General features: G+C 67.1%; 31 protein-coding genes. 17 read left to right on the top strand and 14 right to left on the bottom strand.

The window, feature by feature from the left end; genetic code table 11:
- Positions 1 to 18: 18 nt before the first annotated feature.
- Positions 19 to 1,095 (top strand): LacI family DNA-binding transcriptional regulator, encoded by a 1,077-nt coding sequence (locus ACLJOO_RS12550; protein ID WP_410787068.1) that lies wholly within the window; start codon positions 19 to 21, stop codon positions 1,093 to 1,095.
- Here ACLJOO_RS12550 and ACLJOO_RS12545 read toward each other — a convergent pair.
- Positions 1,075 to 1,731, bottom strand: a complete 657-nt coding sequence (locus ACLJOO_RS12545; RefSeq protein WP_410787067.1) for a TetR/AcrR family transcriptional regulator C-terminal domain-containing protein — start codon at positions 1,729 to 1,731, stop codon at positions 1,075 to 1,077. The two genes, ACLJOO_RS12550 and ACLJOO_RS12545, sit on opposite strands and share 21 nt — an antisense overlap.
- 77 nt (positions 1,732 to 1,808) lie before the next feature.
- On the opposite strand from ACLJOO_RS12545, the gene ACLJOO_RS12540 reads away from it, so the two are divergent.
- The 3 genes from ACLJOO_RS12540 to ACLJOO_RS12530 are packed head-to-tail and all read left to right on the top strand — an operon-like array spanning position 1,809 to position 4,183.
- Positions 1,809 to 2,612, top strand: a complete 804-nt coding sequence (locus ACLJOO_RS12540; protein WP_410787066.1) for an alpha/beta fold hydrolase — start codon at positions 1,809 to 1,811, stop codon at positions 2,610 to 2,612.
- Positions 2,613 to 2,641: 29 nt separating this feature from the next.
- Complete coding sequence (locus tag ACLJOO_RS12535) at positions 2,642 to 3,586, top strand: aldo/keto reductase (protein ID WP_410787065.1); 945 nt, start codon at positions 2,642 to 2,644, stop codon at positions 3,584 to 3,586.
- A gap of 45 nt (positions 3,587 to 3,631) precedes the next feature.
- The gene (locus ACLJOO_RS12530; RefSeq protein ID WP_410787064.1) at positions 3,632 to 4,183 is read left to right on the top strand and encodes a DUF4240 domain-containing protein; all 552 of its coding nucleotides are present in this window, start codon (positions 3,632 to 3,634) and stop codon (positions 4,181 to 4,183) included.
- Here the strand turns inward: ACLJOO_RS12530 and ACLJOO_RS12525 are convergent.
- From ACLJOO_RS12525 to ACLJOO_RS12515, 3 genes are read right to left on the bottom strand one after another with little or no spacing between them, the layout of a single operon-like run.
- Entirely contained in the window at positions 4,180 to 4,839 is a 660-nt protein-coding gene (locus ACLJOO_RS12525; protein ID WP_410787063.1) for a hypothetical protein, read from the bottom strand. The genes ACLJOO_RS12530 and ACLJOO_RS12525 overlap by 4 nt on opposite strands.
- 19 nt (positions 4,840 to 4,858) lie before the next feature.
- Positions 4,859 to 6,085, bottom strand: a complete 1,227-nt coding sequence (locus tag ACLJOO_RS12520) for an RNA polymerase sigma factor (protein WP_410787061.1) — start codon at positions 6,083 to 6,085, stop codon at positions 4,859 to 4,861.
- Positions 6,082 to 6,435 (bottom strand): YciI family protein, encoded by a 354-nt coding sequence (locus ACLJOO_RS12515; RefSeq protein ID WP_410787153.1) that lies wholly within the window; start codon positions 6,433 to 6,435, stop codon positions 6,082 to 6,084. The genes ACLJOO_RS12520 and ACLJOO_RS12515 overlap by 4 nt, the downstream gene beginning before the upstream one ends.
- Positions 6,436 to 6,614: 179 nt before the next feature.
- On the opposite strand from ACLJOO_RS12515, the gene ACLJOO_RS12510 reads away from it, so the two are divergent.
- The 3 genes from ACLJOO_RS12510 (at position 6,615) to ACLJOO_RS12500 (ending at position 8,651) form a co-directional block, all read left to right on the top strand.
- Positions 6,615 to 8,045, top strand: coding sequence for an MFS transporter (locus ACLJOO_RS12510; protein ID WP_410787060.1), 1,431 nt, complete (start codon positions 6,615 to 6,617; stop codon positions 8,043 to 8,045).
- Between the two features lie 10 nt (positions 8,046 to 8,055).
- Positions 8,056 to 8,211 (top strand): hypothetical protein, encoded by a 156-nt coding sequence (locus ACLJOO_RS12505; RefSeq protein ID WP_410787059.1) that lies wholly within the window; start codon positions 8,056 to 8,058, stop codon positions 8,209 to 8,211.
- A 77-nt stretch (positions 8,212 to 8,288) separates the two neighbouring features.
- A complete protein-coding gene (locus tag ACLJOO_RS12500) occupies positions 8,289 to 8,651 on the top strand; it encodes a YciI family protein (protein WP_410787058.1) in 363 nt (120 codons plus the stop codon).
- Here ACLJOO_RS12500 and ACLJOO_RS12495 read toward each other — a convergent pair.
- The gene (locus ACLJOO_RS12495; protein ID WP_410787057.1) at positions 8,622 to 9,389 is read right to left on the bottom strand and encodes an enoyl-CoA hydratase/isomerase family protein; all 768 of its coding nucleotides are present in this window, start codon (positions 9,387 to 9,389) and stop codon (positions 8,622 to 8,624) included. The genes ACLJOO_RS12500 and ACLJOO_RS12495 overlap by 30 nt on opposite strands.
- Before the next feature lie 45 nt (positions 9,390 to 9,434).
- Positions 9,435 to 9,956, bottom strand: coding sequence for an ester cyclase (locus tag ACLJOO_RS12490; RefSeq protein ID WP_410787055.1), 522 nt, complete (start codon positions 9,954 to 9,956; stop codon positions 9,435 to 9,437).
- Positions 9,957 to 10,012: 56 nt separating this feature from the next.
- On the opposite strand from ACLJOO_RS12490, the gene ACLJOO_RS12485 reads away from it, so the two are divergent.
- Together ACLJOO_RS12485 and ACLJOO_RS12480 are read left to right on the top strand one after the other, a co-directional pair.
- Positions 10,013 to 10,660 carry a TetR/AcrR family transcriptional regulator gene (locus tag ACLJOO_RS12485; RefSeq protein WP_410787054.1) on the top strand — a complete coding sequence of 216 codons (648 nt, stop codon included), beginning with the start codon at positions 10,013 to 10,015 and terminating at the stop codon, positions 10,658 to 10,660.
- A 232-nt stretch (positions 10,661 to 10,892) separates the two neighbouring features.
- Positions 10,893 to 11,795 carry an SH3 domain-containing protein gene (locus ACLJOO_RS12480; protein ID WP_410787053.1) on the top strand — a complete coding sequence of 301 codons (903 nt, stop codon included), beginning with the start codon at positions 10,893 to 10,895 and terminating at the stop codon, positions 11,793 to 11,795.
- Positions 11,796 to 11,839: 44 nt separating this feature from the next.
- Here ACLJOO_RS12480 and ACLJOO_RS12475 read toward each other — a convergent pair whose 3' ends face one another.
- Positions 11,840 to 13,108, bottom strand: a complete 1,269-nt coding sequence (locus ACLJOO_RS12475; protein WP_410787052.1) for an FAD-binding oxidoreductase — start codon at positions 13,106 to 13,108, stop codon at positions 11,840 to 11,842.
- Positions 13,109 to 13,195: 87 nt separating this feature from the next.
- Between ACLJOO_RS12475 and ACLJOO_RS12470 the strand changes: the two genes are divergently transcribed.
- Positions 13,196 to 13,936, top strand: coding sequence for an aminoglycoside phosphotransferase family protein (locus tag ACLJOO_RS12470; RefSeq protein WP_410787051.1), 741 nt, complete (start codon positions 13,196 to 13,198; stop codon positions 13,934 to 13,936).
- On the opposite strand, the gene sigJ is transcribed toward ACLJOO_RS12470, so the two are convergent.
- Positions 13,917 to 14,795: an RNA polymerase sigma factor SigJ gene (gene sigJ, locus ACLJOO_RS12465; protein WP_410787050.1), complete on the bottom strand. Its 879-nt coding sequence runs from the start codon at positions 14,793 to 14,795 to the stop codon at positions 13,917 to 13,919. The two genes, ACLJOO_RS12470 and sigJ, sit on opposite strands and share 20 nt — an antisense overlap.
- Positions 14,796 to 14,870: 75 nt before the next feature.
- Between sigJ and ACLJOO_RS12460 the strand changes: the two genes are divergently transcribed.
- Complete coding sequence (locus ACLJOO_RS12460) at positions 14,871 to 15,608, top strand: glycoside hydrolase family 16 protein (RefSeq protein ID WP_410787049.1); 738 nt, start codon at positions 14,871 to 14,873, stop codon at positions 15,606 to 15,608.
- Between the two features lie 145 nt (positions 15,609 to 15,753).
- Positions 15,754 to 16,779 (top strand): anthranilate phosphoribosyltransferase, encoded by a 1,026-nt coding sequence (trpD, locus tag ACLJOO_RS12455; protein ID WP_410787048.1) that lies wholly within the window; start codon positions 15,754 to 15,756, stop codon positions 16,777 to 16,779.
- On the opposite strand, the gene ACLJOO_RS12450 is transcribed toward trpD, so the two are convergent.
- Together ACLJOO_RS12450 and ACLJOO_RS12445 are read right to left on the bottom strand one after the other, a co-directional pair.
- Complete coding sequence (locus ACLJOO_RS12450) at positions 16,756 to 17,538, bottom strand: alpha/beta fold hydrolase (RefSeq protein ID WP_410787047.1); 783 nt, start codon at positions 17,536 to 17,538, stop codon at positions 16,756 to 16,758. The genes trpD and ACLJOO_RS12450 overlap by 24 nt on opposite strands.
- Positions 17,529 to 18,527 carry an acyltransferase domain-containing protein gene (locus ACLJOO_RS12445; RefSeq protein ID WP_410787046.1) on the bottom strand — a complete coding sequence of 333 codons (999 nt, stop codon included), beginning with the start codon at positions 18,525 to 18,527 and terminating at the stop codon, positions 17,529 to 17,531. Before ACLJOO_RS12445 ends, ACLJOO_RS12450 begins: the two co-directional genes overlap by 10 nt.
- A 127-nt stretch (positions 18,528 to 18,654) precedes the next feature.
- Here ACLJOO_RS12445 and ACLJOO_RS12440 point away from each other — a divergent pair, with 127 nt between their 5' ends.
- Positions 18,655 to 19,368, top strand: coding sequence for a DinB family protein (locus ACLJOO_RS12440; protein ID WP_410787045.1), 714 nt, complete (start codon positions 18,655 to 18,657; stop codon positions 19,366 to 19,368).
- Here ACLJOO_RS12440 and ACLJOO_RS12435 read toward each other — a convergent pair.
- Positions 19,346 to 19,666, bottom strand: coding sequence for a hypothetical protein (locus ACLJOO_RS12435; protein WP_410787044.1), 321 nt, complete (start codon positions 19,664 to 19,666; stop codon positions 19,346 to 19,348). The two genes, ACLJOO_RS12440 and ACLJOO_RS12435, sit on opposite strands and share 23 nt — an antisense overlap.
- Positions 19,667 to 19,898: 232 nt before the next feature.
- Here ACLJOO_RS12435 and ACLJOO_RS12430 point away from each other — a divergent pair, with 232 nt between their 5' ends.
- The gene (locus tag ACLJOO_RS12430; protein ID WP_410787043.1) at positions 19,899 to 20,687 is read left to right on the top strand and encodes a phosphotransferase; all 789 of its coding nucleotides are present in this window, start codon (positions 19,899 to 19,901) and stop codon (positions 20,685 to 20,687) included.
- Positions 20,688 to 20,727: 40 nt separating this feature from the next.
- Here the strand turns inward: ACLJOO_RS12430 and ACLJOO_RS12425 are convergent, their stop codons facing one another.
- The gene (locus tag ACLJOO_RS12425) at positions 20,728 to 21,291 is read right to left on the bottom strand and encodes a dihydrofolate reductase family protein (RefSeq protein ID WP_410787042.1); all 564 of its coding nucleotides are present in this window, start codon (positions 21,289 to 21,291) and stop codon (positions 20,728 to 20,730) included.
- Between the two features lie 545 nt (positions 21,292 to 21,836).
- On the opposite strand from ACLJOO_RS12425, the gene ACLJOO_RS12420 reads away from it, so the two are divergent.
- Complete coding sequence (locus tag ACLJOO_RS12420) at positions 21,837 to 22,229, top strand: hypothetical protein (protein ID WP_410787041.1); 393 nt, start codon at positions 21,837 to 21,839, stop codon at positions 22,227 to 22,229.
- 321 nt (positions 22,230 to 22,550) lie between these two features.
- Here ACLJOO_RS12420 and ACLJOO_RS12415 read toward each other — a convergent pair whose 3' ends face one another.
- Together ACLJOO_RS12415 and ACLJOO_RS12410 are read right to left on the bottom strand one after the other, a co-directional pair.
- Positions 22,551 to 23,711: a helix-turn-helix domain-containing protein gene (locus tag ACLJOO_RS12415; protein WP_410787040.1), complete on the bottom strand. Its 1,161-nt coding sequence runs from the start codon at positions 23,709 to 23,711 to the stop codon at positions 22,551 to 22,553.
- A gap of 229 nt (positions 23,712 to 23,940) precedes the next feature.
- On the bottom strand, positions 23,941 to 24,168 hold the full coding sequence (locus ACLJOO_RS12410) for a hypothetical protein (protein WP_410787039.1): 228 nt from the start codon (positions 24,166 to 24,168) through the stop codon (positions 23,941 to 23,943).
- A gap of 56 nt (positions 24,169 to 24,224) precedes the next feature.
- Between ACLJOO_RS12410 and ACLJOO_RS12405 the strand changes: the two genes are divergently transcribed.
- Positions 24,225 to 24,488 (top strand): hypothetical protein, encoded by a 264-nt coding sequence (locus ACLJOO_RS12405; RefSeq protein WP_410787038.1) that lies wholly within the window; start codon positions 24,225 to 24,227, stop codon positions 24,486 to 24,488.
- A gap of 905 nt (positions 24,489 to 25,393) precedes the next feature.
- On the top strand, positions 25,394 to 26,479 hold the full coding sequence (locus tag ACLJOO_RS12400) for a hypothetical protein (RefSeq protein WP_410787037.1): 1,086 nt from the start codon (positions 25,394 to 25,396) through the stop codon (positions 26,477 to 26,479).
- The last annotated feature ends 107 nt before the right edge of the window (positions 26,480 to 26,586 follow it).

The following is a 26,586-nucleotide window of genomic DNA, read 5'->3' as shown; positions in this document are numbered from 1 at the left end:
AGTGCGCAGGGAGGTCTCGTGTCCGTGGACGATGCGGAAGCCCTGCCCGAGCGCACTCGGCGGCGCCGCGCGCCGAAACCACATGCAGCCGGCGTGAAGGCAGTCGCCGCGGCCGCGGGCGTCTCGCTGGGGACCGTGTCGAACGTGCTGAACCGGCCCGAGGTGGTCAGCCCGCTGACCCGGGCGAAGGTCGAGGCCGCGATGGCCTCACTCGGCTTCGTCCGAAACGAGTCGGCGCGGCAGCTGCGGGCCGGCTCGAGCCGGATCCTGGCGTACGTGATGCTCGACGCCGGCAACCCGTTCTTCACCGACGTCGCGAAGGGCGTCGAGGAGGCAGCGCAGGCGGCCGGCCTCTCGGTGTTCCTCTGCACCAGTAGCGAGGACGCCGACCGCGAGGCGGCGTACCTCGATCTGCTCGAGCAGCAACGCGTCCAGGGCATCCTGATCACGCCGATCGACCAGAACTCGTCCCGCCTGCGCAAGCTGCCCTCCCGCGGTACTCCGGTGGTCGTGGTCGACCGCGCGCTCGACGACGCGTCGCATTGCTCGGTCGCCGTGAACGACGTCCTCGGCGGCGAGCTCGCGATCTCGCATCTGCTGGAGCTCGGCCACGAGCGGATCGCGTACGTCGGCGGACCGAACACGATCGGGCAGGTCATCGACCGGCGCGACGGCGCCCGGCGCGCACTGCGGGCGGCCGGGAAGCCTTTGACGAATCTCATCGAGCTGACCACCGGAGCGCTCACAGTCGCCGAAGGTAGGGGCGCTGGGCAACGACTTGCGGGGCTCCCGGCGGATCGCCGGCCGACCGCGGCGTTCTGCGCGAACGACCTGCTGGCGTTGGGATTGCTGCAACAGTGCGTGAGTCTCGGGCTGCGCGTTCCGGAGGATCTGGCGATCGTCGGGTACGACGACATCGAGTTCGCGGAGGCGGCCGCCGTACCGCTGACCTCGGTGCGTCAGCCGCGGCAGCTGCTCGGCCGGACGGCCGCCGAGTTGCTGCTGGACGAGTCGTCGAACCCGGACCACGAGCACCAGCGCGTGACGTTCACGCCGGAACTGGTGGTCCGCACGTCAACGCGCGGCACCCTCTAGTCCGTAGGCCGCCAGAAAGACCTCGGCCGCTTGGTCGGCGAGCTTCTCGAGCTCACCGGGCTTCGGGCGCTGCCGGGTGCCCGCGAACATCGCGCGATTCATCGGCTTGTACATCACCAGCCCTGCGAACTGGTACGCCGCCAGCGTCGGGTCGTCGAGCCGCTTTAAGAGACCGCGGTCGCTCAGGCGACTCAGCGCTTGCCCGAGCGCCTCGAGGGACTTCTCGAAGCCGCTGTTGAACCAGGCGCCGCACACCTCGGGGAACCGGTCCGCCTCGGCGATCACGAGCCGGCGGAGCTGCAAGACGCTGTCGGCGGTCAGGCTCTGGAGCAGGCGATGCGCCAGCGCACGCAGGGCTTCGCGCGCGTCGGCGGCCCCCTCGAGCGTGTCGGCGTACGCCTGCTGGAGGCCGTCGAGCAGCTGGTCGCTGGTGCCGAGGACGATCTCGGCGAAGAGGCGCTCCTTGTTCTCGAACTGCTTGTAGACGGTCTGCTTGGAGACGCCGGCCTTGGCCGCGACCTCGTCCATGCTCGCGCCGAGGTACCCGTGGCTGAGGAAGACCTCGGTCGCCGCGGCCAGGATCGCGCGGCGTTTGCGGGGCGTCCGTCCCTCGATCTCGATCTCTGCCTGCTCCATGCCGAAAATCATACTAGACAGTCCAGTTCTCCGCCTAGTACTGTACGGTCTAGTTCCCAACCAGTGAGGAGAAGACCATGAGCACCGTGACTTCGGCCGACGGCACCACGATCGCCTTCGAGGCGTACGGCGAAGGCAGACCGCTGATCCTGATCGACGGGGCGACCGCGCACCGGGCGGTGAACCCGCTCAACGCCGAGGTCGGGAAGCTGCTGAGCGACGGTTTCCGGACGTACGTGTACGACCGGCGCGGGCGCGGCGAGAGCGGCGACACCGCGCCGTACGCGATCCAGCGCGAGATCGAGGACATCGCGGCCCTGATCGAGGATGCAGGTCAGCCGGCCATCGTGTTCGGGTGGTCGTCCGGCTCCCTGCTTGCGCTCGATGCCGCGGCCGCCGGGCTGCCAATCGCCAGGCTGGCGCTGTTCGAGCCGCCGGTCGTCGTCGACGACGTACGGCCGCCGCTGCCGACCGATTACGTCGAGCAGCTCGACGCGTTCGTCGCCGAGGGGCGCCGTGACAAGGCCGCCGAGCTCTTCATGACCGCGGCCGCGATGATGCCCGCGGAGGCGATCCCAGGCATGAAGCAGTCGCCGTACTGGGCGCCGGTCGAGGAGATCGCGCACACGATCTCGTACGACGGCCGCATCATGGGGACCACGATGTCGGGCAACCCGCTGCCTGCTGACCGCTGGGCAGACGTGAAGGCACCCGTCCTGGTTCTGTACGGCGACAAGACCTGGCCCGCGCTCTCCGCCGGCGCCCAGGCCGTGGCCGCGCACCTGCCTACCGCGACGCTGAAGGCGATCCCCGGCGAGAACCACGGGACCGAGCCCGCGACGCTGGCTCCGGTACTGCGCGAGTTCGCGGACTTGACCTAGAGCGCACTCCAGAAGATTGGATCTGGCGCATGGTGAATCTTGCGCTGGGCGCGATGGAGTACGGGACGCGGATCGACGAGGAGACCTCGTTCCGGTTGCTGGATGCGTATGTGGACGCCGGCGGGGAGTGGATCGACACCGCGAACTGCTACGCGTTCTGGCAGGACCCGAGCGGACACGGCGGACAGAGTGAGGAGCTGCTCGGGAGGTGGTTCGCGCAGCGGCCCGGCGTACGGGACCGGGTCAAGCTGGCGACCAAGGTCGGGTGCGAGCCGCTCTGGCCCGGCAGCTACCCAGAGCACTCGGAAGGCCTGGGCACCAAAGCGATCGACACCGCACTCGAAACCTCGCTCCGCCGCCTCGGTGTCGACCACATCGACCTGTACTGGGCACACCGCGACGACAGGTCCACTCCGCTGGAGGAGACCGTCACCACGTTCGGTAAGCACGCTGCGGCCGGCACCATCGGGCGCCTCGGGCTGTCGAACTACGCGCTCTGGCGGGTGGAGCGGATGCGCGGACTGGCGGGTGAGCTCGGCGTGATCGCTCCGAGCGCGTTGCAGCTGCGCTACTCGTACCTGCAGCCCCGGCCGTTCGTCCGCGACCACGCCCACGACCACCGCTTCGGCTGGATCACCGACGAGGTCCTCGACTACGCACAGAACAACCCGGAGCAGCAACTGTTCGCCTACAGCCCGCTGATGTCCGGAGCCTACGAGAACCGCGCCGACCGCCCCATCGACCCAGCCTTCGACCATCCCGGCACCACCCGCCGCCTGGAGGCCCTCACCGACCTCGCCACCACCCTCAACACCACCCGCTCCGCAGTAGTTCTCGCCTGGCTCACCGCAGGCACCCCCGCCATCACCCCCATCGTCGGCATCAGCACCCCCGACTACCTCACCACCGCCCTCTCCGGCGCCCACCTGGCCCTAACCCCCGAACAACACCAACAACTCGACGAGGTCTGGTAGGTCTGACCCTCCCGTTCGACCCGTGGTCGGTGAGATGGTTTGTGGGTGGACAGGGATTCGTTCTGGGGTCTGGTCGAGGATGCGCGCGCCTCGGTGGATGACACCGTGGCCGATCCGGACGGGGTTGCGGACGCGCTGACCAAGGTGCTGGGTACGGCGGAGGCCGAGGAGATCGTCGGGTTCGGGACCGAGCTCGCGCGATTGCAGGTCGAGTCGTACCGGTGGGATCTGTGGGCGGCGGCGTACCTGATCAACTCCGGCGCTTCGGAAGACGGGTTCGACTCGTTCCGGGGCTGGCTGCTCGCCCAAGGGCGGGAGGTGTGGGAAGCGGCGCTGATCGATCCGGACTCGCTCGCCGATGTGGTCGACGAGGACCGGCCGGAGGGGTTCGAGGGCTTCGACGGCGAAGGGATGCTGCACGTCGGCAGTCACGCCTACAAGAATCTGACGGGCAACGAGCCGGCGTACTGGAAGGCCGTCGACCGCGACGCCCCGGACACCCCGGACCTCCCCGCCGGCAAGGAGATCGACTTCGACGACGAAGAGGATCTGGAGGTCCGCCTCCCCCGGCTGTCCGCTCTGTACCTGAACGTCTAGGCGGGTTCGCCGCTCAGTCGTTCGATGGCGTTGCGGAGGCGGCGGCGCCAGCCGGAGCGGCCGGCTTCTTCGTCTGCGGCGGCGAGGCTGACCAGGTGCTGGGCCGTCTCGAAGCTCTCGTCGGTCTGCGAGTCCACCTCGGCCAGGGCCGACCTCGGCTCGTCGTGGTCCAGCGATCGGCTCGTCCAGCCGAAGCCGTCTGGGACTAGCAGTTCGGGTACGAGGGTTTCGTGGCTGAGGGACGTCAGTTCGTTGTCGCCGTTTCCGATGCTGAAGATCGTCGTACCGCGTCGCCGTACGTCGCTGATCCGTTCCAGCAACGTTTCGGCTGGTGCGTCCTCGGCAACGACCAGCAACGACTCACCACGACCTGCGTCGCGCAAGCGGTCCAGACCGATCGCCAGGTGCGGTGGTGCGTCCGGCGGCGGGGACCAGCGGACCAGCGACGGCCGCAGGTCCTCTACGCCGGCCCGGTGGAGCTCGTCGTCCAGGTGGGCGGTCAGGTGCCAGGGCTCGTCGTCGACCGGTCCGAACAGCATGAGGCCGCTGCGCCTGGTGGTGAAGCGTCGTAACGCATAGCCGAACTCCGTGGTCCGGCTGCCCAGTTCGGTGCCGGTCAGCATCTCCCGGAGGAGTGACGCTCTGGTGAGATCCACACATCCAACCTACGCGACCTCAGGTCAGCCGGTCCGCCTTCGACTGCAGGTAGTTCTTCTCCGGCATGCTCGTCGTACGGCGGGCCGCCAGCAGGTAACTCCCCCGCGCGGCGGCGACGTCACCGGACATCTCGAGCAGATGCGCGCGGACGGCCTCGAGCCGGTGGTTCATGCGGTCGTCCGACTCGAGTGGCTCGAGTACGGCGAGCCCCTCCTTCGGGCCGACCGCCATACCCACGGCCACCGCGTGGTTGAGCTTCACCATCGGGTTGTCGACCAGTTGCTCCAGTACGTCGTACAGCGCGACGATCTGCCGCCAGTCCGTGTCGTCAGCACGCGCTGCCGTGTCATGGACCGCAGCGATCGCCGCCTGGACCTGGTACGGCCCCAGCTGCGTCCGTGACAGCGCATCGCTCACCATCGCCTCCCCCTCGAGGATGGCGGCCCGGTTCCACTTGGAGCGGTCCTGCTCGGCCAGCGGGATCAGTGTCCCGTCCGCACCGGTCCGTGCCGCCCGCCGCGCGTCGGTGAGCAGCATCAGCGCCAGCAGCCCCGCCACCTCACCGTCGTCCGGCAGCAGCTTCCGCACGCCACGCACCAGCCGGATCGCCTCGGTCGTCAGCTCCGCACTGTGCAGCGACGTACCGGACGAGGCGGTGTAGCCCTCGTTGAAGATCAGGTAGAGCACATGCAGTACGGCGCCCATCCGCTCGTCCCGCTCCGCCTCGGGCGGCATCTCGAACGAACTGCCCGCCTGCTTGATGCTCCGCTTCGCCCGGCTGATCCGCTGCGCCATGGTTGCCTCCGGCACCAGGAACGCGGCCGCGATCTGCGCGGTGGTGAGACCACCGACCGCACGCAGTGTCAGTGCGATCTGCGACGCCGCGGACAACGCCGGATGGCAGCAGAGGAAGAGCAACGTCAGGGTGTCGTCGCGGCCGCCCGGGTCGTCGATCTCCGGGCCTGACGCGACGAACTCCTCCGGAGCAGCGAGCTGTGCCGCGTTCTCCTCACGCCGCCGCCTGGCCGACTCGCTGCGGAGCAGATCGGTGAGCCGCCGCGACCCGACCCGGATCAGCCAGCCACGGGGGTTGTCCGGCACGCCCTCGGCCGGCCACTGCTGCGCGGCCGCGAGCAGAGCCTCCTGGACCGCTTCCTCAGCCAGGTCGAAGTGCCCGTAGTGCCGGACCAGCGCACTGAGCACCTGCGGCGCCTGCTCCCGCAGCAGCAGCTCGAAGCCCGTCACATCTCCAGCCCAGACATGTCCATGACCGGTCGCACCTCCACGGCGACGTACTCCGCGTCCGGCATTCGGGCCGCGTACCCGATCGCCTGGTCGATGGTGTCGCACTCCACCAGGTAGAACCCGGCCAGGTGCTCCTTCGCCTCGGCGTACGGGCCGTCCGTCGTGTTGATGGTTTCGTCACGCACCTGAACGGTCCGGGTGGTGATCGGGTCAGCCAGACCGGCGGCACTGACGAGCAGGCCCTGCTCGGTCAGCTCCCGTGACAGCGTCTCGTGCGCCTCGGCCAGGCCGTCGCGTTGCTCGGCCGACAGGCCCGCCCAGCTCTCGGCGTTGCTGTAGATCAGCAGCATGTACTTCACAGTCACCATCCTGTCCCGAGTGGAGGCCGCTGTGACCCCCAGTTAACAGGTACGTCGAAGCAGGTACGCCGTACTTCGACAGAACCGGAATGTCGAATCCACCCGGCCGGCACCGACGTCTCCGCCGAGTGACGCTCAGCCGGGGCGTCCCGCCGTACAGGAGATGCCTGATGGTTTCGCATTCGAAGCGCTGGTTCGCGCTGGCGTTGCTCTGTCTGACCGGGTTCATGATCATCCTGGACGCGTCGATCGTGCTGGTCGCCGTACCGTCGATCGAGCGGGAGCTGACGTTCTCGACCGGTGGCGCGCAGTGGGTGCCCAGCGGGTACGGGCTGATGTTCGGCGGCCTCCTGCTGCTCGGCGGGCGGATCTCCGACCTGCTGGGTCGCCGGCGCGTCTTCATCACCGGACTGTTGCTCTTCGCAGGGTCCTCTCTGCTCTGCGGGCTCGCGTGGAGTGGTGACGCCCTGGTCCTCGCACGCGGGCTGCAGGGCGCGGCGGCCGCCGTACTGGCTCCCAGCGCGTTGTCGATCGTCATGACCACATTCCCGTCCGGTCCGGATCGCAACAAGGCGCTGGGGATCTGGGGCGCGACCAGTGGGGTCGGCGGTACGGCGGGTTCGCTCGTCGGCGGACCTGTCACGGACGGACTCGGCTGGCAGTGGATCTTCTTCATCAACGTGCCGATCTGCGTGCTGGTCGTCGTACTGGCGCCCGTACTGCTGCTGGACAGCCGCGGACCGGGACGCCGCGGGTTCGACGTGGCCGGTGCCATCACCGTCACCGCAGCACTCATCGTCCTCGTGTACGCCGTCATCGAGGCACCTGAGTCGTCGGTGACGCGGACCGTACTCCTGGTACTCGCCTCCGCCGCTCTGTTCGCACTGTTCGTAGCAGTGGAGAAGCGCTCGGCTGCACCGCTCGTACCGCTCCGGATCTTCCACTCACGCGCACTGGTCGGCGGCAACCTCATCACGATCAGCTGGGGCCTGGCGGCGTTCGGGCTCAACTTCGTCTACACGCAGTACGCACAGCTCGCACTGGGTGTGTCAGCGATCCGCTACGGCTTCATGTCCGCCGTACTCGCAGCAGCCGCGGTCGTGGCGTCCATAGTCGGTCAGCACCTCGTCACTCGAGTCGGACCGCGCCGGGTCGCGTTCGTGTCGCTACTGGTCGCAGGAGTGGGTACGACGCTCATGACCCAGCTCACCGTGTCCTCTGGGTACTTCGAGCTGGCCTTCTGGGGGCTGACGATCTTCGGCGCCGGACTGGGCGCAGGTACGGTCGCCGGCTCGATCGCCTCGCTGAGCGACGTCGCGGGCGAAGACGCCGGTGTCGCGTCCGGACTGCAGAACGCCAGCTTCCAGATCGGCGGCGCGGTCGGCGTCGCGGCAGTCTCCGCCGTAGCCACTGCCAGTACGTCGGGAATCACGCCGGTCGCCCTCACCCACGGCTACCGGATCGCGTTCGCGACCGTCTGGCTCTTCGTCGTGATCGGATTCGCCGGTTGCCTGATGATCAAACGAGCGTTGGAGGTTCGCGGCGGAAAGAGTGGGAACCGGAGGTCCGTGGCTGCCATTTCCGCCCGGCGGCTTAGCTGAAGGAGGCTAAATGATCATCCTCGGTCTGATCCTGCTGATCCTCGGGTTCGTGCTCGGTATCTCGATCCTGTGGACGCTGGGCATCATCCTGCTCCTGGTCGGTGCAGTGTTGTGGATCCTCGGAGCAACCGGCCGCGCCGTCGGCGGCAGAAAGGTCTGGTATTGACCACACCCGTCCATCCGAGCCCCGCGGACCGCAATGGTCCGCGGGGTTCTGTCGGCGCGGGTGGTTACCGTGAGCCCATGAAGTACGTCGTGATGATCTTTCGGAGCGTCGACCGGGTGTGGACCGCGGACGACGACGCGGCCCTGGAGCGGTTGATGCGGCTCGAACGGGAGCTCGCCGAGTCCGGTGAACTGGTCAGCTCGGAAGGCCTGCTCCCGCCGGAGGACGGCCGGATCGTGCAGATCCGGGAAGGTCAGCAGGTCGTCACCGACGGTCCGTTCGGTGAAGCCAAGGAGCAACTGGCCGGCTTCTTCCTGGTCGACGCGCCCGACGACACGCGCGCGCAGGAGATCGCAGGCCGGGTCTCGGTCGCGGTCGGCGACCGGGTCGAGCTGCGCGGCACCCTGATCTCAGAGGGAATGCCAGACGAACTTCGGTGAGCGCTTCTGCATGAAGGCCTCGATCCCTTCGGCGAGCTCGCCTGAGGCGATCGTCTCGCGATACCGCCGTACCGCTGCCGCGTCTCCGTCCTCGCCCGCCAGCAGTGCGTTCACCGACTCCTTGGCGGAGCGGATCGTCAGCTGCGACCGTGAGACCAGCGTGTCCGCGAACGCCTCAGCCGCCGCCATCGGGTCGTCCTCCACGCGGTCGACCAGGCCCTTCAGCTCGGCCCGGTCCGCGGTCAGCAGCTCACCGCTGAAGAGCAGATACTTCGTGGTCGCGGGACCGACCAGGTCGAGCAGCACCTTGATCGCGGCGGGCGGGTAGACGACGCCGATCCGGGCCGGTGTGACGCCGAAGCTGGCGTCCCGGGCGGCGAACCGGAAGTCGCAGTTCACCGCGATCTCCAGACCGCCGCCGATGCAGTGCCCGCGGACCACCGCGATCGTCGGCTTCGGGAATTCCCGCAACGCCGCCTGGGCCTGCAGGTTGGACGCCCGCAGCTCAGCCATCGGATCGGCCGGGTCGGCACCCGAGATCAGCTCGCGGATATCGGCACCGGCGGAGAAACTCGCACCCTCGCCGGTCACCAGCAGGACCTTCACCTCGTCGTCGCTCGCCAGGTCGGCCAGCAGCCCGGGCAAGGCCGCCCACATCGCGCGGGTCAGCGCGTTCCGCTTCGCCGCGCGATCAATCACCAACCGCGCAACCGCCCCGCCTTCGATCCGAAATCCCACCCGCGCAGTCAACCAGCAACCACCGCCCAGGCGCCGCGCCGTGGATCACATGCGGATGGCTCGTTTGGCGCGGGACTTTGCGCGGGCCATGCGGAACAGGTACGCCGGGGTGGGCGGGACCCAGCCGAGTTGCTTCGCCTGGCCGAGGTCGTCGCGGTTCGCCCAGTGCTCGACGACCAGGCCGTCCTCGATCCGGAGCCAGTGCGACTGGGTGGCAGCGAAGGTCCTGCCGGTCGGCGGGAACACCGTGTCCACCGAACCGTCGACGGCGTACGTGACGAACGGCGCCACGTGGCGGCCTTTCATCGTGGAGTTCACCGCAACGAGGTTGCCCTCAGCAACCACATGGTCGATCTCGTACGACAGGCCCTCGAACGCGCCGCGCAGCCACTGCGCGGTCGCGTAGAAGGCGGCCGGTCCCCGCCCCCGGCCACCCGCCGGCCCCACCACGTCCTCCCGGTTCCTCGCCTCCGGGTGGATCAGTGCGTCGAAGTCGGACCGCTCCCCGTCGGCCATGATCAGGATGCTGCGGACGGCGATGTCACCGGCCTGTGTTGTCGTACTCATCGGATCCCCCACTAATTAGATACAGTGTGACTGTACTCAAAAGCATCGGATCGGTGATGGCAGAAGTCAAGAGGAACTACGACGCAACCTCGCGCCGCGAGCGGGCCCGGCTGCGGCGGCGCGACGTCGTGGTCGCGGCACACGAGCTGTTCGATGCGGACGGCTTCCAGGCGACCACGATAAGTGCGGTCGCCCGTCGCGCCGGCGTCTCACCCGAGAGCATCTACAAGGGTTTCGGCACCAAGGCAGCGCTCGCGAAAGCGGTCTTCGACTTCGTCATCGCCGGCGACGACGAGCCGGTGCCGATCGCGGAGCGCCCCGAGGCGCGGGCGATCCAGGAGGAACCCGACGTACGGCGGAAGATCCGGAGGTACGTCGACGGTCTCGTGGAGCGGCAGCAGCGATCGGCCCGGGTACAGATCCTGATCCGCGACGGGCGGCACGGCGACGACACGCTCCGCGAGACCTGGCAGACGTTGCTCGACGAGCGGCTGACCGGGATGACGATGTTCGGCCGCCACCTGCTCGAGACCGGCAACCTCCGCCCCGGCATCACGCTCGACGAGGTCGCCGACGTCCTGTGGACGTACATCTCCGTCGAGCTCTACGAGCTGCTCGTCCTGCTCCGCGACTGGAGCCCGGAACGGTACGGCGACCACGTGGCGACCGCGATCACGACGGCGATCTGCCGACCAAGCGTTTGATATCGGAACGGTCACATCCGGATAGCGGGCAGATCACGACTGACGGCAGCCAGTGGATGTTCGTAATGCGTTAAGACTAGGGGCCGATTCGAACCGGCGCGGCGAAGTGTGCTTGACTCCTCCGGTCGATAACGTTTTGGTCTCGGCAGATTGGGTTCTACAAGTGGCGGCAGGACGGCATAGACAGGCGCGGCACCGACAGTCGCGCTCGAAGATAATTCAGCCAGGTCTCGTGAAGGTAGCGATTCCGGGCGCGGCAGTGGCGATGGTTGCCACCGGTTCGGCGGCCGCACTTCCCAGCCAGCACGTTCAGCTCGACCCGTCGATCGCCAGCTCGTCCCTGCAGCTGTCGCGCGACGCCACGATCAGCCGGGACGCTCTGCGTCCGCCGATCAGCACCACGTCGACGACTCCGGCACCCAAGCCGAAGGCGAGCCCGACGGCCAAGCACCTGAAGAAGCAGGCGCCGATCCCGAAGCCGACGTCGGCGAAGACCCGCGCGGCGCAGGATCTGACCGCCAACGCGACGCCGCCGAAGATCACCGGCACGAAGTACACCACCACCGACGTGAACCTCTGGTCGCTGCCGCTGACCGGCCTGCTGCTGGACGTGCTGCCGAAGGGCACCAAGGTCTCGGTCTCCGGCAAGGTCGACGGCATCTGGGCCGAGGTCGTCAGCGACGGCAAGTCCCGCTGGGTGAAGGCGCAGTACCTGTCAGCCACCAAGCCGGTCGCCACTGTTTCCGGCGCGATCTCACAGGCCGCCTGCAAGTCCGGCTCGTCGGTCGAGAGCGGTCTGACCCAGGACGCGATCCGGGTGCACCGGGCGGTGTGCGCGAAGTTCCCCGACATCACGTCGTACGGCGGTCTGCGGTCCGGCGACTCCGGCTCGGAGCACTCCACCGGGCGCGCGCTCGACATCATGGTCAGCGGTTCCGAGGGCCAGGAGGTCGCGGACTGGCTGAAGGTCAACTACAAGAAGCTCGGCATCAGCGAGCTGATCTGGTCGCAGCACATCTGGACGGTCCAGCGCAGCAGCGAGGGCTGGCGCGCGATGGAGGACCGCGGTGGCGCAACCGCGAACCACTACGACCACGTGCACGTGAGCGTCTACGGAAACTCCGGCACGGTCTGATCTACACAAGAAAACGGCCCGGGGCGGGGACCCGGGCCGTTTTTCTATGGCTTGATGTTGGCGTTCAGCTGGAAGAAGTTCGTCGGGTCGTAGGCCCGCTTCACCGCACGCAGCCTCTCCAGATCCGCCGCGCCGTACGCTGTGTCAGCGCGCCCCGGATCGCCGAGGAAGTTCACGAACGTCCGCCCCGAGGTCGGCAGGCCGACCACCTCGCGGTCGATGATCAGTGAGTACGACGCCGCTCGGTGACCGATCGGTCCGGCGCCGGGTCCCGGGTGGGCCATCGCGCCACCCCAGTGGCGGACCTCGACCATCGCGTCCTCGAGTTCGGTGACCACGTCGATCACCTCGTCGGTCAGCGTGTCCAGGAAGTCGAGGTGGCGAGCGGGCGTGCCGCCCATCGCGGCATCGGCGTACTCGATCGTCTTCAGCTCACCGGCGAGGCGCGGGCCGGCGGTCTCGAACAGCGGCTTCAGCAGGTGTTCGGCCAGCTCGGCCGGGCCGGCGTACAGGACCTTGATCGCGACGGCGCGCTGCTCGGTTCCGGGGACGCGGGTCAGGACGACCGCGGTGCTGAGTTCGTTGGGGATCGTGGCGGTCCAGTCGCGGTACCGGCGGAGGATCGCGGCGGCGCGGTCGATGCCGTAGTAGACGATGCCGGCGTGCACCTCGCGGACCGGGTACAGGCGGAACTCCAGCGAGGTGACGATGCCGAAGTTGCCGGTGCCGCCGCGGATGGCCCAGAACAGGTCCGGGTGCTGCTCGGCGCTCGTGGTGACGGTGCGGCCGTCGGCGGTGACGACCTCGGCGCGGATCACGCTGTCGGCCGCGAACCCGTACTTGCGGGCCAGCCACCCCACTCCGCCGCCCAGCGTGTACCCGGTGACGCCGACGTCGCGGTGCGATCCGGACAACGGGGCGAGCCCGAACTGCCGCGCGGCGTCCAGCACCGCACCCCAGCGGGCGCCCGGTGCGACCTTGGCGATCCGGCGCTCCGGGTCGATCAGTACGCCGGTCATCTGCGTCGTCTTCAACAGGATCCCGCCATCAGCGGGTACCCGGGTGCCGTGTCCCGTCGCCTGCACAGCGATCGGTACGCCGTACTCGCGAGCGGTCCGCACTGCTGCCTGTACGTCGGTCCGCCCGTACGCCTCGGCGACCAGGAGCGGGCGCGAGTCCACCGAAGGGATCACGGAACGCCGCTGCTCGTCGTACTCCGGCTCTCCGGGCAGCCGGACGGCACCGTTGAAACCTGCCCCCAGCAGTCCCGCCACGAGGTCACTGGCAACCGCTGCAATCGCCTGCGTAGACATCTGATCCCGCTCCTTCGCCGTATCCGCTTCCTGCTCATACGTCGAAGGAGATCGCCGGTGCTCGACACGTACGCCAAACTTTTCTCGATGACTCACACAGTCGACATCTCCGGAGACACCCTCACCAAGCGCTACACGTCCTGGGCGCGCGACGAGCCGGCCCGCGAGTGGGCCGCCCTCACGCTCCTGTCGCAGACCGCGCCCGCCCTGGTCCCCAAACCCCTCACGTCATCCACCGATCCCCCCTGGATCACGATGACCCTCCTCCCCGGCCACCCCCTCGAAGGCCCCCTCACCCCCACCCAGACCACAGCTCTGGGCAACGCCATCGAGACCCTCTGGTCAACCCCATTCGACGGCCTCAAGCCGATCGATCTCACCGCTCTGGTCGACCGCACCCGATCCGGACTCGTCGCGCTTCGCGACACCGACGGCGTGATCGTCGAGGCTGCCCGTACCTGGCTCGACAACGAGCCGCCCGACCTGACCGCCGTACCCGATCCTGTGGTTGCCCACGGCGACCCCAACCTCGCCAACTACCTGTGGGACGGCGAGCGGGTCCGCATCGTCGACTTCGAGGACGCCGGGTCGGGTGATCGCACCGTCGAGTTGGCGAACCTGGTCGAGCACCTGTCCTGGCGAGAGACCGACCCGACCCCGCTGGTGCGGCGATTCGCCGTGGACCCCGAGCGGTTCCAGGCGGCGCGCTGTCTGTGGGCAGGGTTCTGGCTGACGCTGATCGGGCCTGGCGGGCCGAGCGCCCACCGCAATCCACCGGGGACCGCGGAGGCGCAGGCGCAGCGGGTGCTCAGGCTGGTAGCGGGATGACCTCGAGGCGGTCGAGGTCGGCGAGGATGTCGATCTGAGTGATCTTGCCGTCGGACACGGTCACGGACATGACGCCCATCAAGCGGTCGTTGACGACGGTCATCACGCCGGGCATCCCGTTGACCAGAACGAGCTGGTTGTACGGCGCCATACGGCTGAACAGGAGCGCCTGCTCGACGACTGCCTTCGCGCCGCGGACCAGCTTCGATACGGCCGGTCCCGCGAACTCGGCGCTCGCCGTGCCCGCGTCCGCGCGCAGCAACACGTCCGGATCTAGCAGCGCTAGCAATGCTTCGAAGTCGCCGCCCCGAGACGCGGCCATGAACGCCTCGACGACGGCCCGCTGCCGGGAGACGTCCCCGTCACTCGCCGGAGCACCTTGGACCCGCCGGCGCGCGCGACTCGCCAGCTGACGCGTCGCGGCCGGCGACTTGTCCACAATCGTGGCGATCTCGTCGAACCCGACCCCGAACATGTCGTGCAGCACGAACGCCAGCCGCTCGGCCGGCGACAGCGTCTCCAGTACGACGAGCAGCGCCAGCCCGATCGCGTCCGCCTGGACCGCCTCATCCTCCGGTCCCGGCGCACCGATGATCGGGTCCGGCACGTACGTGTCCAGTGAGTCCTCGCGCCGCGACTTGCGGCTGCGCAGCATGTCCAGACACACCCGTGACACCACTGTGGTCAGCCAGCCCGCCAGATTGCCGACGTCACTCACGTCAGTACGGCTCAGCCGCAGCCAGGCCTCCTGTACGGCGTCCTCGGCCTCCGGCAACGATCCGAGCATCCGGTACGCGACCGCACGCAGGTGCCCGCGGTTCTCCTCGAACCGCCGCGCCAGCTGCTCACGCTCGTCCACCGCTACCTCCTCAGTGCCCTGACGGATCAGCCCACCATGATGTGACAAGCAGCCCGATCGGCAGATCATAGGGTCATGTTCGAGGACAACTTCGACACGTCATCACTGGACCTGTCCGTCTGGTCACCCCACTACTTGCCCCAGTGGAGTTCACGTAGCGCATCTGCGGCGACGTACCACTTGGCCGACTCCTGCCTGACGCTCAGCATCCCTGTCGAGCAGGGCCTGTGGTGCGCGGGCGATCACCAGCCGGACCTGCGGGTCTCCGGCGTCCAGTCGGGCAACTACTCGGGTCCTGTCGGCAGCACGGTCGGACAGCAGCCGTACCGTGACGGTCTGCTCGTCAGAGAGGAGCAGGAGCCGTTCTGGGGCTTGACCTCGGACGGCGGGTACGTCGAGCTCCGCGCCCGCGCCGACATCCGTCCGGGTTCCATGGTGTCGCTCTGGATGGTCGGGCTGGAGGATCAGCCTGGCCACTGTGGCGAGATCTGTGTCATGGAGGTATTCGGCGACGCGCTCGTTCCCGGTGAGTCCGCCGCGGTCGGCATGGGGCTCAAGACCATCCGCGATCCCGCCGTACCGCAGGACTTCGAGGCGGTGCGGATGCCGATCGACGTACAGGAGTTCCACACGTACGCGGTCGAGTGGTCCGGTGGTACGGCGACGTTCTCGGTCGACGGCGCCGCGATCCGCAGTTGCCAGGGCGCTCCGACGTACCCAATGCAGCTGATGCTCGCGGTCTTCGACTTCCCGGAGCAGTCCGGGAAGGACCACGTGCCGAGCTTTGTGGTCGACCATATTCGGGTGCGCTAAGGTCGGTGGCATGTTCCAGCGCCCGAGTATGTGGTGGGCCGTCGACCTGACGGCCTGAATCCGCGCGTACCCACCCGGCCGTCTCCTGCGAGGCGGCCGTTGTCATGTTCTCCTCGTGGGCGACACAGGACCCTGAGGAATTCCGATGGCAACAACGCTCCGGACGTGGTCCGGTCTGATCTCCGCGCTCCTGGCCGGCTCCGACCTGACGACGGCGGACACCGGCTGGGCGATGGACCAACTGGTACTGGGCGAGGCGTCGCCGTCCCAGATCTCCGGGTTCCTGATTGCCCTGCGCGCGAAGGGTGAGACTGCCGACGAGCTCAACGGGCTGGCTGACGTACTGCGCTCGCACGCAACGCCGGTGCGGATCAGCGGACCGTTCGTGGACATCGTCGGGACAGGTGGCGACCGGACCGGCGCGGCGAACATCTCCACGATGGCAGCCGTGGTTGTCGCTGCTGCTGGTGTCACCGTGGTCAAGCACGGTGGACGAGCCGCGTCGTCATCAGCAGCCGGTTCTGGCGACCTGGTCGAGCACTTGGGCGTTCCACTCGACCTGACCGCTGCGGACGCCGCCCAGAGGGCTGCGGAGGTCGGACTGACCTACCTGTTCGCTCCACGCTTCAACCCGGCCCTCCGCCAAGTTGCCGTGGTACGGCGTGAGCTGGCGGTCCCCACCGCGTTCAACGTGCTCGCACCGTTGCTGAACCCAGCCAACCCGCAACACCAGCTCGTCGGCGTAGCAAACTCGCGCATGCTGCCTGTGCTTGCCGGTGCGCTCGCTAAACAGGGCCGGTCCGCACTGGTCGCCCGCGGCGACGACGGGCTCGACAAGCTCACCACTACTGGGTACTCGCGGCTCTGGGTGGTGCATGGCGGCTCTGCATCGGAGGTGGTGTTCGATCCACGCTCACTGGGCTTACGGCCCTCCTCTCTGGCGGAGCTGCGTGGCGGGGATGCTCCGTTCAACGCACGGCTGTTGCGGGGATTGGTCGACGGAGAGCACGGTCCGGTGCGGGACGTCGTACTGCTGAACGCAGCGGCGGCGCTGGCGACGCTGACGCTGGACGCCGGCCTGGAGCAGTTGCCCGACTGCTTCGAGCGATGCCGGGAGGCTGTGGACAGCGGGCGAGCAGCAGCAGTACTAGATCGCTGGACTCGTCGGTGAGGCTCCTGCGAGCCGCAGGATGGTGTCGGTCACCAGCTGTGGTTCGCGAAGGCTCGGGAAGTGGTCAGCGCCGGGCAGCCAGACGAACTCGCAGCCGGGGATCCGCGCGGCAGTCGCGCCGGCCACGGCTGCGAGGATCGGACGGTCCTTGTCACCCACCATGACAACCGACGGCACCTGAATCTCGTGCAGCCGGTCGTAGACGGGCGGATCCGGTTTCAGGTACTCACCCTGGTCGAACCACGCTGGAACAGCAGCGCGGAGCTGTGCGACCGCAGGGTCGTCAGAGCCCGCTGCAGACCAGAGCCGCAGTCCTAACTGAACCAGACCCTCCACATCCCGCTTGGCCGCGAGTACGTCGTACTCCGCATCCAGCTCCGGCTCCTCGGGCATCGGGAAGCCGGGGACGCCCGGACAGAGCAGCACCAGGCCGTGGACTCGCTCCGGGTGGGCTAGCGCGAAGCTGAGTGACGTACCGCCACCATTCGAGCAGCCGACCAGCAGCACGCGGTCCAGGCTCAGCTGCTCCAGGACCGTCTCGAGGTCGCCGAGCAGCGAGAACTCACCTGTCGGCTGGGGCGAACGCCCGTACCCACGGACGTCGTACCGAACGACCCGATGCCCGCTGAGCCCGGGCACCACGAGGTCCCACGACCTCGAGTCCCCGATGCCCGGGTGCAACAGCACTATCGGCACTCCGTCGCCGGCCAGATGCTCAGCCCAGACCGCATCCTGTCCAACCGGGATCGTCAGCTCCATGTCTTCAGCATGCCCGTCCGTCCGTACCAATGCCCGCCAGCTCGCAGATGCTTGACGAACGCTCTTTGCAGAGTCGTGTCCTGCGGGACGCTGTCGAGGTCTTCGTCGGTCAGCTGATGCGTAGGTACTGGCAGGTGCAATCCCAACCGCATGAGCTCACGGTCGCCCTCGGACGGGTCCTCTGGTGGTAGGAGCGGGAGGATGTCGAAGCGGCTCTGGAAACGCATGATGTTCGAGTCCGGGCGCAGGTACTCGGCCAGCTGCGGGTCCAGCAGCCAGGAGTGACAGACGAGCCCGGCAAGCGGCTCCTCCGGGTACCAGCGCCTGAACGACTCGACTGCCGTGGCGACGGACTCCTCTGACTCCTGTGCGTCGAGGCGACCACTCGGTGGGATGTGGATCGACAGCACATGGCCGGACACTCCGTCGCCCATGCCCAACTGGGTGCGCGTGAACGCGTGCCGCCCGATCTCGTAGTCAGTACCGCGGAAGCGCAGCGGTGGACTCCACAGCGGCATCAGCCCAACACCTGCACAACCGAAGATGTGCCGATGCGTCTGCATCACCCCGCCGAGTGCCGCCACGGTAGACACGGTCACCGACTCCGGCACGCCCCGCTGCGCGTGCAGCTCACGCACACGTTGCAGGTTGGCCAGCAACGCCCACGCCGCGGCGAACAGTCCCACCGCCGACGCATCCCGTGGCACCGCCGGCCAGCCTCTGAACCCGGTGGGAGGCAGTGCCAGATCCAGGTGCTGTTCGACCTCACCTGCCAGCGCCCACGTGATCGCCCACCACTCCGGGTCGCGGTCCGGGTCCGGACGCGCCGCCAGCATCGCTTGACGATCAGCCGGGTGCACACCGCAGTACGCCAGCAACTCCTCGGCGTCCTCGGGCAACTGCGGGTCGGTGCCGACCTCCAGGCCCTCGAACCGCGTCTGGTCCCGCTCGGTGAAGCCCACTCGTTCCGCCGCACTCAGAACGTCCACAACCTGTTCCCTCCGCCGCGCTCGGTCTGTCCCTCGACCTCACCACGGGCCGCCCGTCGCGCGCACGACTTTTGTGTCCGACGTCACGGTTAGGCTCGGCGGACAGCAAGCGAACCAGGGAGATGGCATGACGAAATTCGGGCAGTCCGACGACTTGCAAGGGGCGGAGTTCTTCGAGGCGAACCTGCGCGGGGCTCGGTTCGTCGAGTCCGATCTGTCCGGCGCGGTGATGCGCGGAGTCGACATCCAGGGCGCGGACATCGACGCGCCGTGGCTGGTCGAGCCCGGGGGCAGCCTGACGGTGAACGGTGTCGAGGTCGCGGGGTACGTCGAAGCCGAACTGAACGCCCGCTTTCCCGGCCGAGCGGACCGGCGGGCCGAGGACCCCGAAGGTCTCCGCGCCGCCTGGGCCGTCCTCGAGAAGACCTGGGCGGCGGCTGTCGAACGCGTCGCGGGCATGCCGGAAGGCACCGCCGACGTGTCCGTCGACGGTGAGTGGTCGTTCGCGCAAACGCTGCGGCACCTGGTGCACGCGATCGACCTGTGGTTCGGCCGCTCGATCCTCGAACGCGAGGAGTTCCATCCGCTCGGCCTCAGCTACGGCACCACCGCGACCGACAACCCGCCGTACGCCGACGTACTGGAAGCCCACGCCGGCCGCTTCGCCATGGTCCGCGACTTCATCGCCACCGTCACCCCGGCCGAACTGGACACTCCCCGCAAGAACCCGCACGGCCCCAACCCCGAGACCACCCGCTCCTGCCTACGGGTAATCCTCGAGGAAGGCTGGGAGCACTACCGCTTCGCTACCCGCGACCTCAACACCATCGAGACCCGCTAACAGCGGCCCCAGGACAGCGAAAGGCCCCTTCGTCACTCGCCTGGCGAAGGGGCCGTGCTTCTTCACGCGGAGGAGCGCTAGGTCTTCTTGCGCCGAAGTAGTACGCGATCGCGCCCACCACAACCACCAGGAGCGTGTTGCTGAGATCGTTCAGCTGCTTGACGCCCTGGTCGGCCGGTAGACGGAAGGAAGCGACGACGGTCCCGGCGATCGCCAGGCCGAAGATGCCCAGCAGGACGGTGATGACCCTGCCACGGTTGTCTTCCTTCTTGAGCGCGAGCTTCAGTGTGTCGCCCATGACGAGCACCGGTTGGGCGATCGACCTGGGATCTCGGATGTCTTCGTCGACGTCACCGGTGAGTGTGGCGACGTCGGCACGCTGAGAACGGGGAACAGCGGATTCGAGAGATCGTGCTGGTGGGCTGACCAAACCCAGCCGAACCAACCAAGGGGTCCGAGCCAACAACTCGGACCCCTGAGCGGAGGGTGTGGGACTGATGGCTTCACCACCCGTCTGTGAAGGTGGAGGTGTGTCGGAGCAGCAGCTCGATGGCGGGATCGCGAACGCGGGCCAGGTCGTCCGCGTCGGTCCGCATGTGCTTCGCCCCTCGAGTCCGCACTCGGGTTCGATTCACGCCTTCCTGCGGGCCGTGAAAGACGCCGGATTCGAGGGTGCCCCGATGCCTGTCGGCATCGACGAGGACGGCCGCGAGCGTCTCGTGTTCATCGACGGCGAGGTCCCTGTGGCGCCCTATCCGGACTGGAGCCAGTCCGACACCGCGCTGGCTTCGATCGCCAGGTTGCTGCGCGGGTTGCACGACGCCGCCCGCGAGTTCGACCCTCAGGGTCTCACCTGGAACGCCAATCTGGCTGACCCTGCGGGCGGGACGCTGGTGTGCCACAACGACGTGGAGCCCTCGAACGTCGTCTTCCGTGACGGCATCGCCGTTGCGCTGCTCGACTTCGAGTTCGCGGCCCCTGGCCGCCCTGTCTACGACGTCGCCCAGCTCGCCCGCCTCTGCGTACCGATCGAGGACGACTTCGACCAGGACCGGATCGGCTGGCTGCCCGCCGACCGGCCGGCACGGCTACGACTCGTCGCCGACGCCTACGGACTGGACCGGGACGGCCGGGCAGAACTGCTCACCGCCATGAACGATGCCCTCGACCGCATCGAAGCAGCCGCGCGTCGCAGCATCGATGCGGGCGGCCCGGACGCCGTCGCGAGGATGAACCGGGCGGGAGGCATCGAGAAGTACGACCGCCGGCGCCGCTGGTGGACCACTCACTACGACGAGTTCGCGGCAGCCCTCCGCTAACGAGATGAGCGGAGGGGCGTGGGATTCGAACCCACGATGCTCAGCGCCTCGTTTCGTACCTGGTCAGGTGCACGCCGCCGGGGAATGTTCGCGTTTCCACCAGGTTCAGGTTCACCCAGCTGTCCAACGCGGTGAAGAACGGTCTGCCGCCGCCCACCAGCACCGGATGGGTGACGATCTCGTACTCGTCGACCAGCCCGGCCCGCATGGCCGCCGCGGCGAGCGTGGCGCCACCGACCCGCATCGGCTCGCCGTCGTCGGCCTTGAGCCGGGTGATCTCCGCTACCGCGTCGCCGGTGAACAGGCGGGCGTTCCAGTCGACCTTGTCGATCGTCGAGGAGAACACCACCTTCGGCGTGTCCCGCCAGTTCCGCGCGAACTCGATCTGCGCCGGGGTGGCGTCGGGCTGCTGGTCGCCGGTCGGCCAGTGGGAACTCATCCCTTCCCACAGCTTGCGCCCGTACAGCAACAGCCCGATCGCCAACTCCCGGTCGAGCCAGAACTGAAACAGCTCGTCGCTCGGCACGCCCCAGCCGATGTCGTCGCCAGGCGCGGCGACGTAGCCGTCCAGGGTCAGGTTCATGCCGTAGATCAGCTTCCGCATGGCGCCACGCCTTTCTGTCGGTCCGGCGGCCGTCCTCCGGCTGCCCGTCACCCCTACAACGAACGCCGCACCCCGGATCCGACAGGCCATCGGCAGAAATTCTCACAAGGCTTCCCCGTCGGCGCCTGTACGGCAGTGGCACTTGCTAGGCCGGCGCCGATGAGCTCTTTGGACTCCGAGTATGGGCCGGTCTCGGGAGTCTAGAGGACGACTCCAGTCGCGTGTTTCCGCAGGTCAGAGCAACTTTCGGGACGAGATGAGCGGAGGGTGTGGGATTCGAACCCACGATGACGGTCACCCGCCATACCGGTTTTCAAGACCGGGTGGCCTGGCGGGTTACATATGGGCCATGACCTGCGGACACAGGTACCGATTCTGCCCGCACAAAGCAGCGACCAGCGTAGAAAGGTGCTCCTGACCTGGGACGATGCGCATTGTCGAGATCCGCAGGGGCGACGCCGGCGTGTCCTCGACCTTGTCGGTGCAGCCCGCCGACCCTGATACTCGACACTTGGGTGCGTCCGGCTCCACAGGGAAGGACAGTCATGCCGAAGTTCAGCCTGATCGAGGGCGACGAGACAGGCCATATATTCGCTCCTGCGAATCCAGTGCCGGGCGATCATCTGCTCATAGTGGAGCGAGAGTTACTGGACCCGACCACACGCCAAAAAGTAGGCACGATAACCGCCGCCCTCACCTTCATGAAGATTATTCCCCCTAACGATGCCTTGGTCCTAGGTATCGCTGAACATCACCTAGATGACAGCGTGAAGCATCCTGCGAGAGCCGGCGTGATCTCAGTTCAAGGTTCGTTCCGATTCAGCGACGGGCATCCGGCTTTCTCCGTCGTCGGAGGAACTGGAGGCTACAGTAATTCGCGTGGAACGGTGACCTTGGATTCGCAAGAAGAGAAATTTAACTACGACGTGACTTATTAACACTCAGCATGACCATTCCCACAGTGGCCGGCAACCCGGTCAGATGCGGTGGAGATCAGGCCCTCAGCGCCGCTTCAATCCGCTTGCATGCCACCTCCTCCTGACCGTCTAAGGAACTTCGCGTAGACCCTCGGCAAGACGTCAACGCTGTGCCCTCCCCACGCGACCACGCGGGGGCTTCGACTTTGATCACCATGCCGACCGGTTCTACACCGTAGATGAACGGTTTACGCTCGCCGCCCAGGAGTGGCGCGGTGCTGTGCGAGTCGAACTGGGAGTACCTGACTAGCACAATCGTTCATTTCTTGAGCGCCCGGCATTTCAGACGGCCCGGAGCGCATCATCCAAGCCGATCACAGCCCCTTCCCCAGGGAAGCGTTGGAGTAGCTCCTGGTCCAGTTCGCTTGCGATCATCCGCAAGTGCACCTTGCTCTGTCGACCGTCCTTCAGACCTAGGACGCCGAGGCCGACAGCCTGCTCTAGGTCGCCTTCACGTCCAGCGACGAACGCCAGCGTCAGCCTGCATTCGGCGATCCGCATCGGGCTTAGTTCGGTGCCGTCAGGAGCGATGTTGTCGCCGATGACGGATTCGGCGTACTCACTCGCCTGCGCGTTGTCCTGCGCCATGCGGTGAATGTCCATCGAGTAGTAGTCCCACTTCGCCGGATCAACCTTGAAATGGTTGTCGGGTCGGTCCGGATATGGCAGCTCCGCGAGGAGATCGCGGCCGGACTCAAGCAGCGTGGTCAACCCGGACTCCCCGAGCCGTGCTCTCGCCTTTGCCTCCTGAGCGATGAGCTGGACCTGCACACTGGTGCCCTGGGCAACTGCCTGCCCCCGCCGCGATGCGTCGACAGCCTGCTTGAGTCGTCCTTGCGTCAGGGCGAACCACGCGGTCATCTCGTGTCCCCACCCAACAATCTCCGGATGGCCTGCCTCCGTGCCGAGCTGCGCCGCTGCCACGCGTGTGGATTCCGCGGCTGTGCCCATGCCGAGGTCGTACTCAACGCACCCGGCAAGCAGCGCGAGCCAACCGCCGGCCACCAACAGGTCCGTATGCGCTCTGAGACCAACTGGGCGGCGGAGCAGACTGCCGACGCACTGAAGCCACTCGTGGGCCTCCTGGCGGAGTTCTAGCGCGTCGCGCCGGTTGTACTGGCAGCACAGCTCTTCGACCGTCGAGTGAAGCGCCTCGATGGTGTTCGGCGTCGTGTCCGATGACTGCAGCCGTGAGACAAGCTCGGCCGTCTGCCAAGGCGTGTCGTTGAGCTTCGCCGTCGCATCCTGACGGGCTGCCGCGATCAGCTCGCCCTTCGCCCGCAGCGCCGCGTCACAGGCCCGTGCGATGTCGTCGGTCGCTGGCTTCCGGCCGTTCTCGACGTTCGACAGGTAGGACCGACTGAAATGCGTTGCTCGTGCCAGGTCGCCAAGCGACCACCCGCGATGGTCGCGGTACTCCCGAAGGCGGCTCCCGAACGACATAACCCCAGTGTCACCCAGGCTTTGTATCCCTGTCTCCCGATGCCGAGGGATACGCGGGAATGATCGATCCGGCGCGCTGCATCGGCGATGCTCCGAACATGAACGAGGCAACGCGGGGACTAGAACGGGACGCGGCAGGATGGCCGATTCTGCGGGCTGCACAAGACATCGACTGCGACGGGAAGAACCCCACGAGCGGCCGGAGTTGCATCCTTGGTCATCACCAGGGCTACCACCGAGACGAGACCGGCGCGGAGTGGCTCGACGACTGATGCGCCGACACATCCGCCGCCTCCTCGACCAGCACTCGCCCTGGCGACGCGGGTACGACGAAGGTTTCGACAGCGGGATCTCGATAGCCGTCACCCGCGTTGACGATCTCCTGTCCGAGCGCTTCGGGCCCACGATCGCCCGCTATGAGGTGCAGGAACTTGCGGCCGAGCTCCGCAGGGAGCATGGCCCACTGACCGTTCCAGTCGGCCCACTCGTGCCTGACACCGACTGCGGAGCGAAATGAAGGACTGGTCTTGCATCGTCGAGTTCACCCTCACGAGAGGCAGCCTCAACCAGGAGGCTGACTCGCATCTAGCCCGGGCACGCGTGCGCCCCGTCCCGCAGAAGACAGGCCACTACACGTTCAACAACACCAACTCACACGAGGACTACCTCCAGGCCCTCATGAGCACGGTCGGGGAGCTGGACGCGATCCTGCAGCCGCACGGCATCATGCGTGAGATCTACGCCTGCCAGGTGACCGAGTTGAGCTGCTCCCACTAAGCCGATCCGGGCCAACGAGCAACGTTGCATCAAGGGCAATTCATCCGGTTCGACTGGCAACGAGTGCATATTGGAAGTGTGCGCTATTCGTCGGTTGTGGGCTGAGCGCAGCTAGCCACAGACGCGGCGCCGAACGCTGCCGGGTGTAGCTTCGGGGACGTCCATCCACCTCTGTCGCCGCCGTGATCGTGGTCGAACCGAAAGACGTTGTGCTCGACCCATCCGATCAGTACGGATTGCGTGCGAGCTCGGGTGCACACCGACGGCACACGCTCGAGCCAGACGGGCGCGGCACCGGTGACCCACCTACAAGCCATCCGCAGCAGAGGCGACCCACACTCCCCGAGGGCCATCGGCCATCAGTCGACCGTTCAGCCGCCTAAACGGAAGGCTTAGGGGGCCCTACTGGGGCTTCGGGCACGTCGGGTTCGACGGCCGCGAAAGCTAAACCATCGGTTCTGGCCTCCAGGTCCGCCGCATAAGCGGCGTCGGCCCTGCGGAGCGTGATCATGACAAGGCCAGATTCCGGGTCCGGACCGACCGACGTCACAGGCGTACTGGAACCATCGACGGGGAGCAGGGTGTCAAGTGCCCAGCGCATGATCCGGTCGACTTCATCGTCCGGGGGTCGCCAGCGACGAACGCGTAAGTGATCGGGTTGGCGAACCAGCTTCAGCAGTTCTTGTCTTGCTCGATGCATGTCCGTTCTGTCCGGGATGTTGACGACCAGGATCTCCTGGCCAGTTTCACCATCGACGACTGTGCTGAACCGCGCCTCAGCACCCGGATTGCGCTCGATCCAACCCTGGACCGCCTCGCGGTCCGGCGACGCTCGCCTATCGGGTCTCGGAGGAGGGGCTGCACCGGTCACGTCAAATCCACTCCCGAAGTTGCATGAAGCTGCAATGCCGAGCTCTGTCAATTCAGACTACGCCGCCCTATCTTCGGCCGGCGCCGGCGCCGGCGGAGTCGCGATCTCCGACGACCTCGCGAAGGTCAATGTCTACTGGAAAGGAACAGTCCCACCCGACCTACAAACCCTCGGAGCGGCTCAGCCAGCGCCGGTCGCCTTCCGTTCAGCCACATACTCGAACGACGAACTGACGGCGACATCACAGATGCTCATCGACTACTTTCCAGGCATGGTCACGTCCGCCGGACCGACACAGGACTGGTCGGGCGTCGTCGTCACTTTCAAATCGAGTCCACCAGCCAATGCGATGACGCTGCTCGGTTCCGTCACCGCCACACCGATCACATCTCTCGGGTCCGACGAACCCCAGCCGGCAAATCGAAACAATGACTACGCTCCCTGGTTCGGCGGCAGTCTGATAACCGGCCCTCAAACCTGTACGACTGGCATCGCTGCATACGCCGGGCCCTACAGCTACATCACGACCGCCTACCACTGCGGCGCAGGGACGTTCTACAACTACGACTCTCCCCGCGCGACCGTTGGCACAGTCACAACGGGGCGCAACCCTGCCCACGACATCCAAGTCATTCCGGCGAGTAGTAACTACTTCATCTGGAACGGCGCGTGGAATAGCGGCTCCGCATCGTCGGTGTACCGCGCCGCACTGCCGGTGCTCAACATGCGCATCTGGCTCAGCGGAGGAATCTCCGGAATAGCCGTCTACCAACGCTACATCAGATACCTGAACCGCTACTACTCCCTCGGCAATTACCAACCACGAGTCGGACCAGCCTTCATATTCATGGAAAGTGTCACCGGCACTGGGTGCGGCACCGGCGGCTGTGGCGGTGTCTTCCAGAGAGGCGACTCGGGTTCCCCCGTCTTCCGTTACACCAGCAACGGCCAAAAGGAAGTGTTCGGCTTCTTGTCTGCCTCGTTCGGTGGATACGCACCCTTCTGCGACAACACGAACAAGCGCCAAGAGTACTCCTGCGCGCTTTCTTTCCCGTACGGCTACGCGGTCAACGCACTCGACGCGCTGGCCAGCATGGGCTTGCACGCCAAGGTCGGCTGAAGTTCCGTGGCTTGATACCGCGCAGCTATTGGTGGCGCCGACCGCACATGCATATCGATGCGGCCATGCATCCCATTCCGTTTATGCTCAGGAACCCTCGCCCCTTC

The organism is Kribbella sp. C-35, from assembly GCF_046549195.1.
Taxonomy (GTDB): Bacteria; Actinomycetota; Actinomycetes; order Propionibacteriales; family Kribbellaceae; genus Kribbella.
Note: the sequence above shows the minus strand (reverse complement) of the source record. Positions and strands in the feature narration are given on the sequence as shown.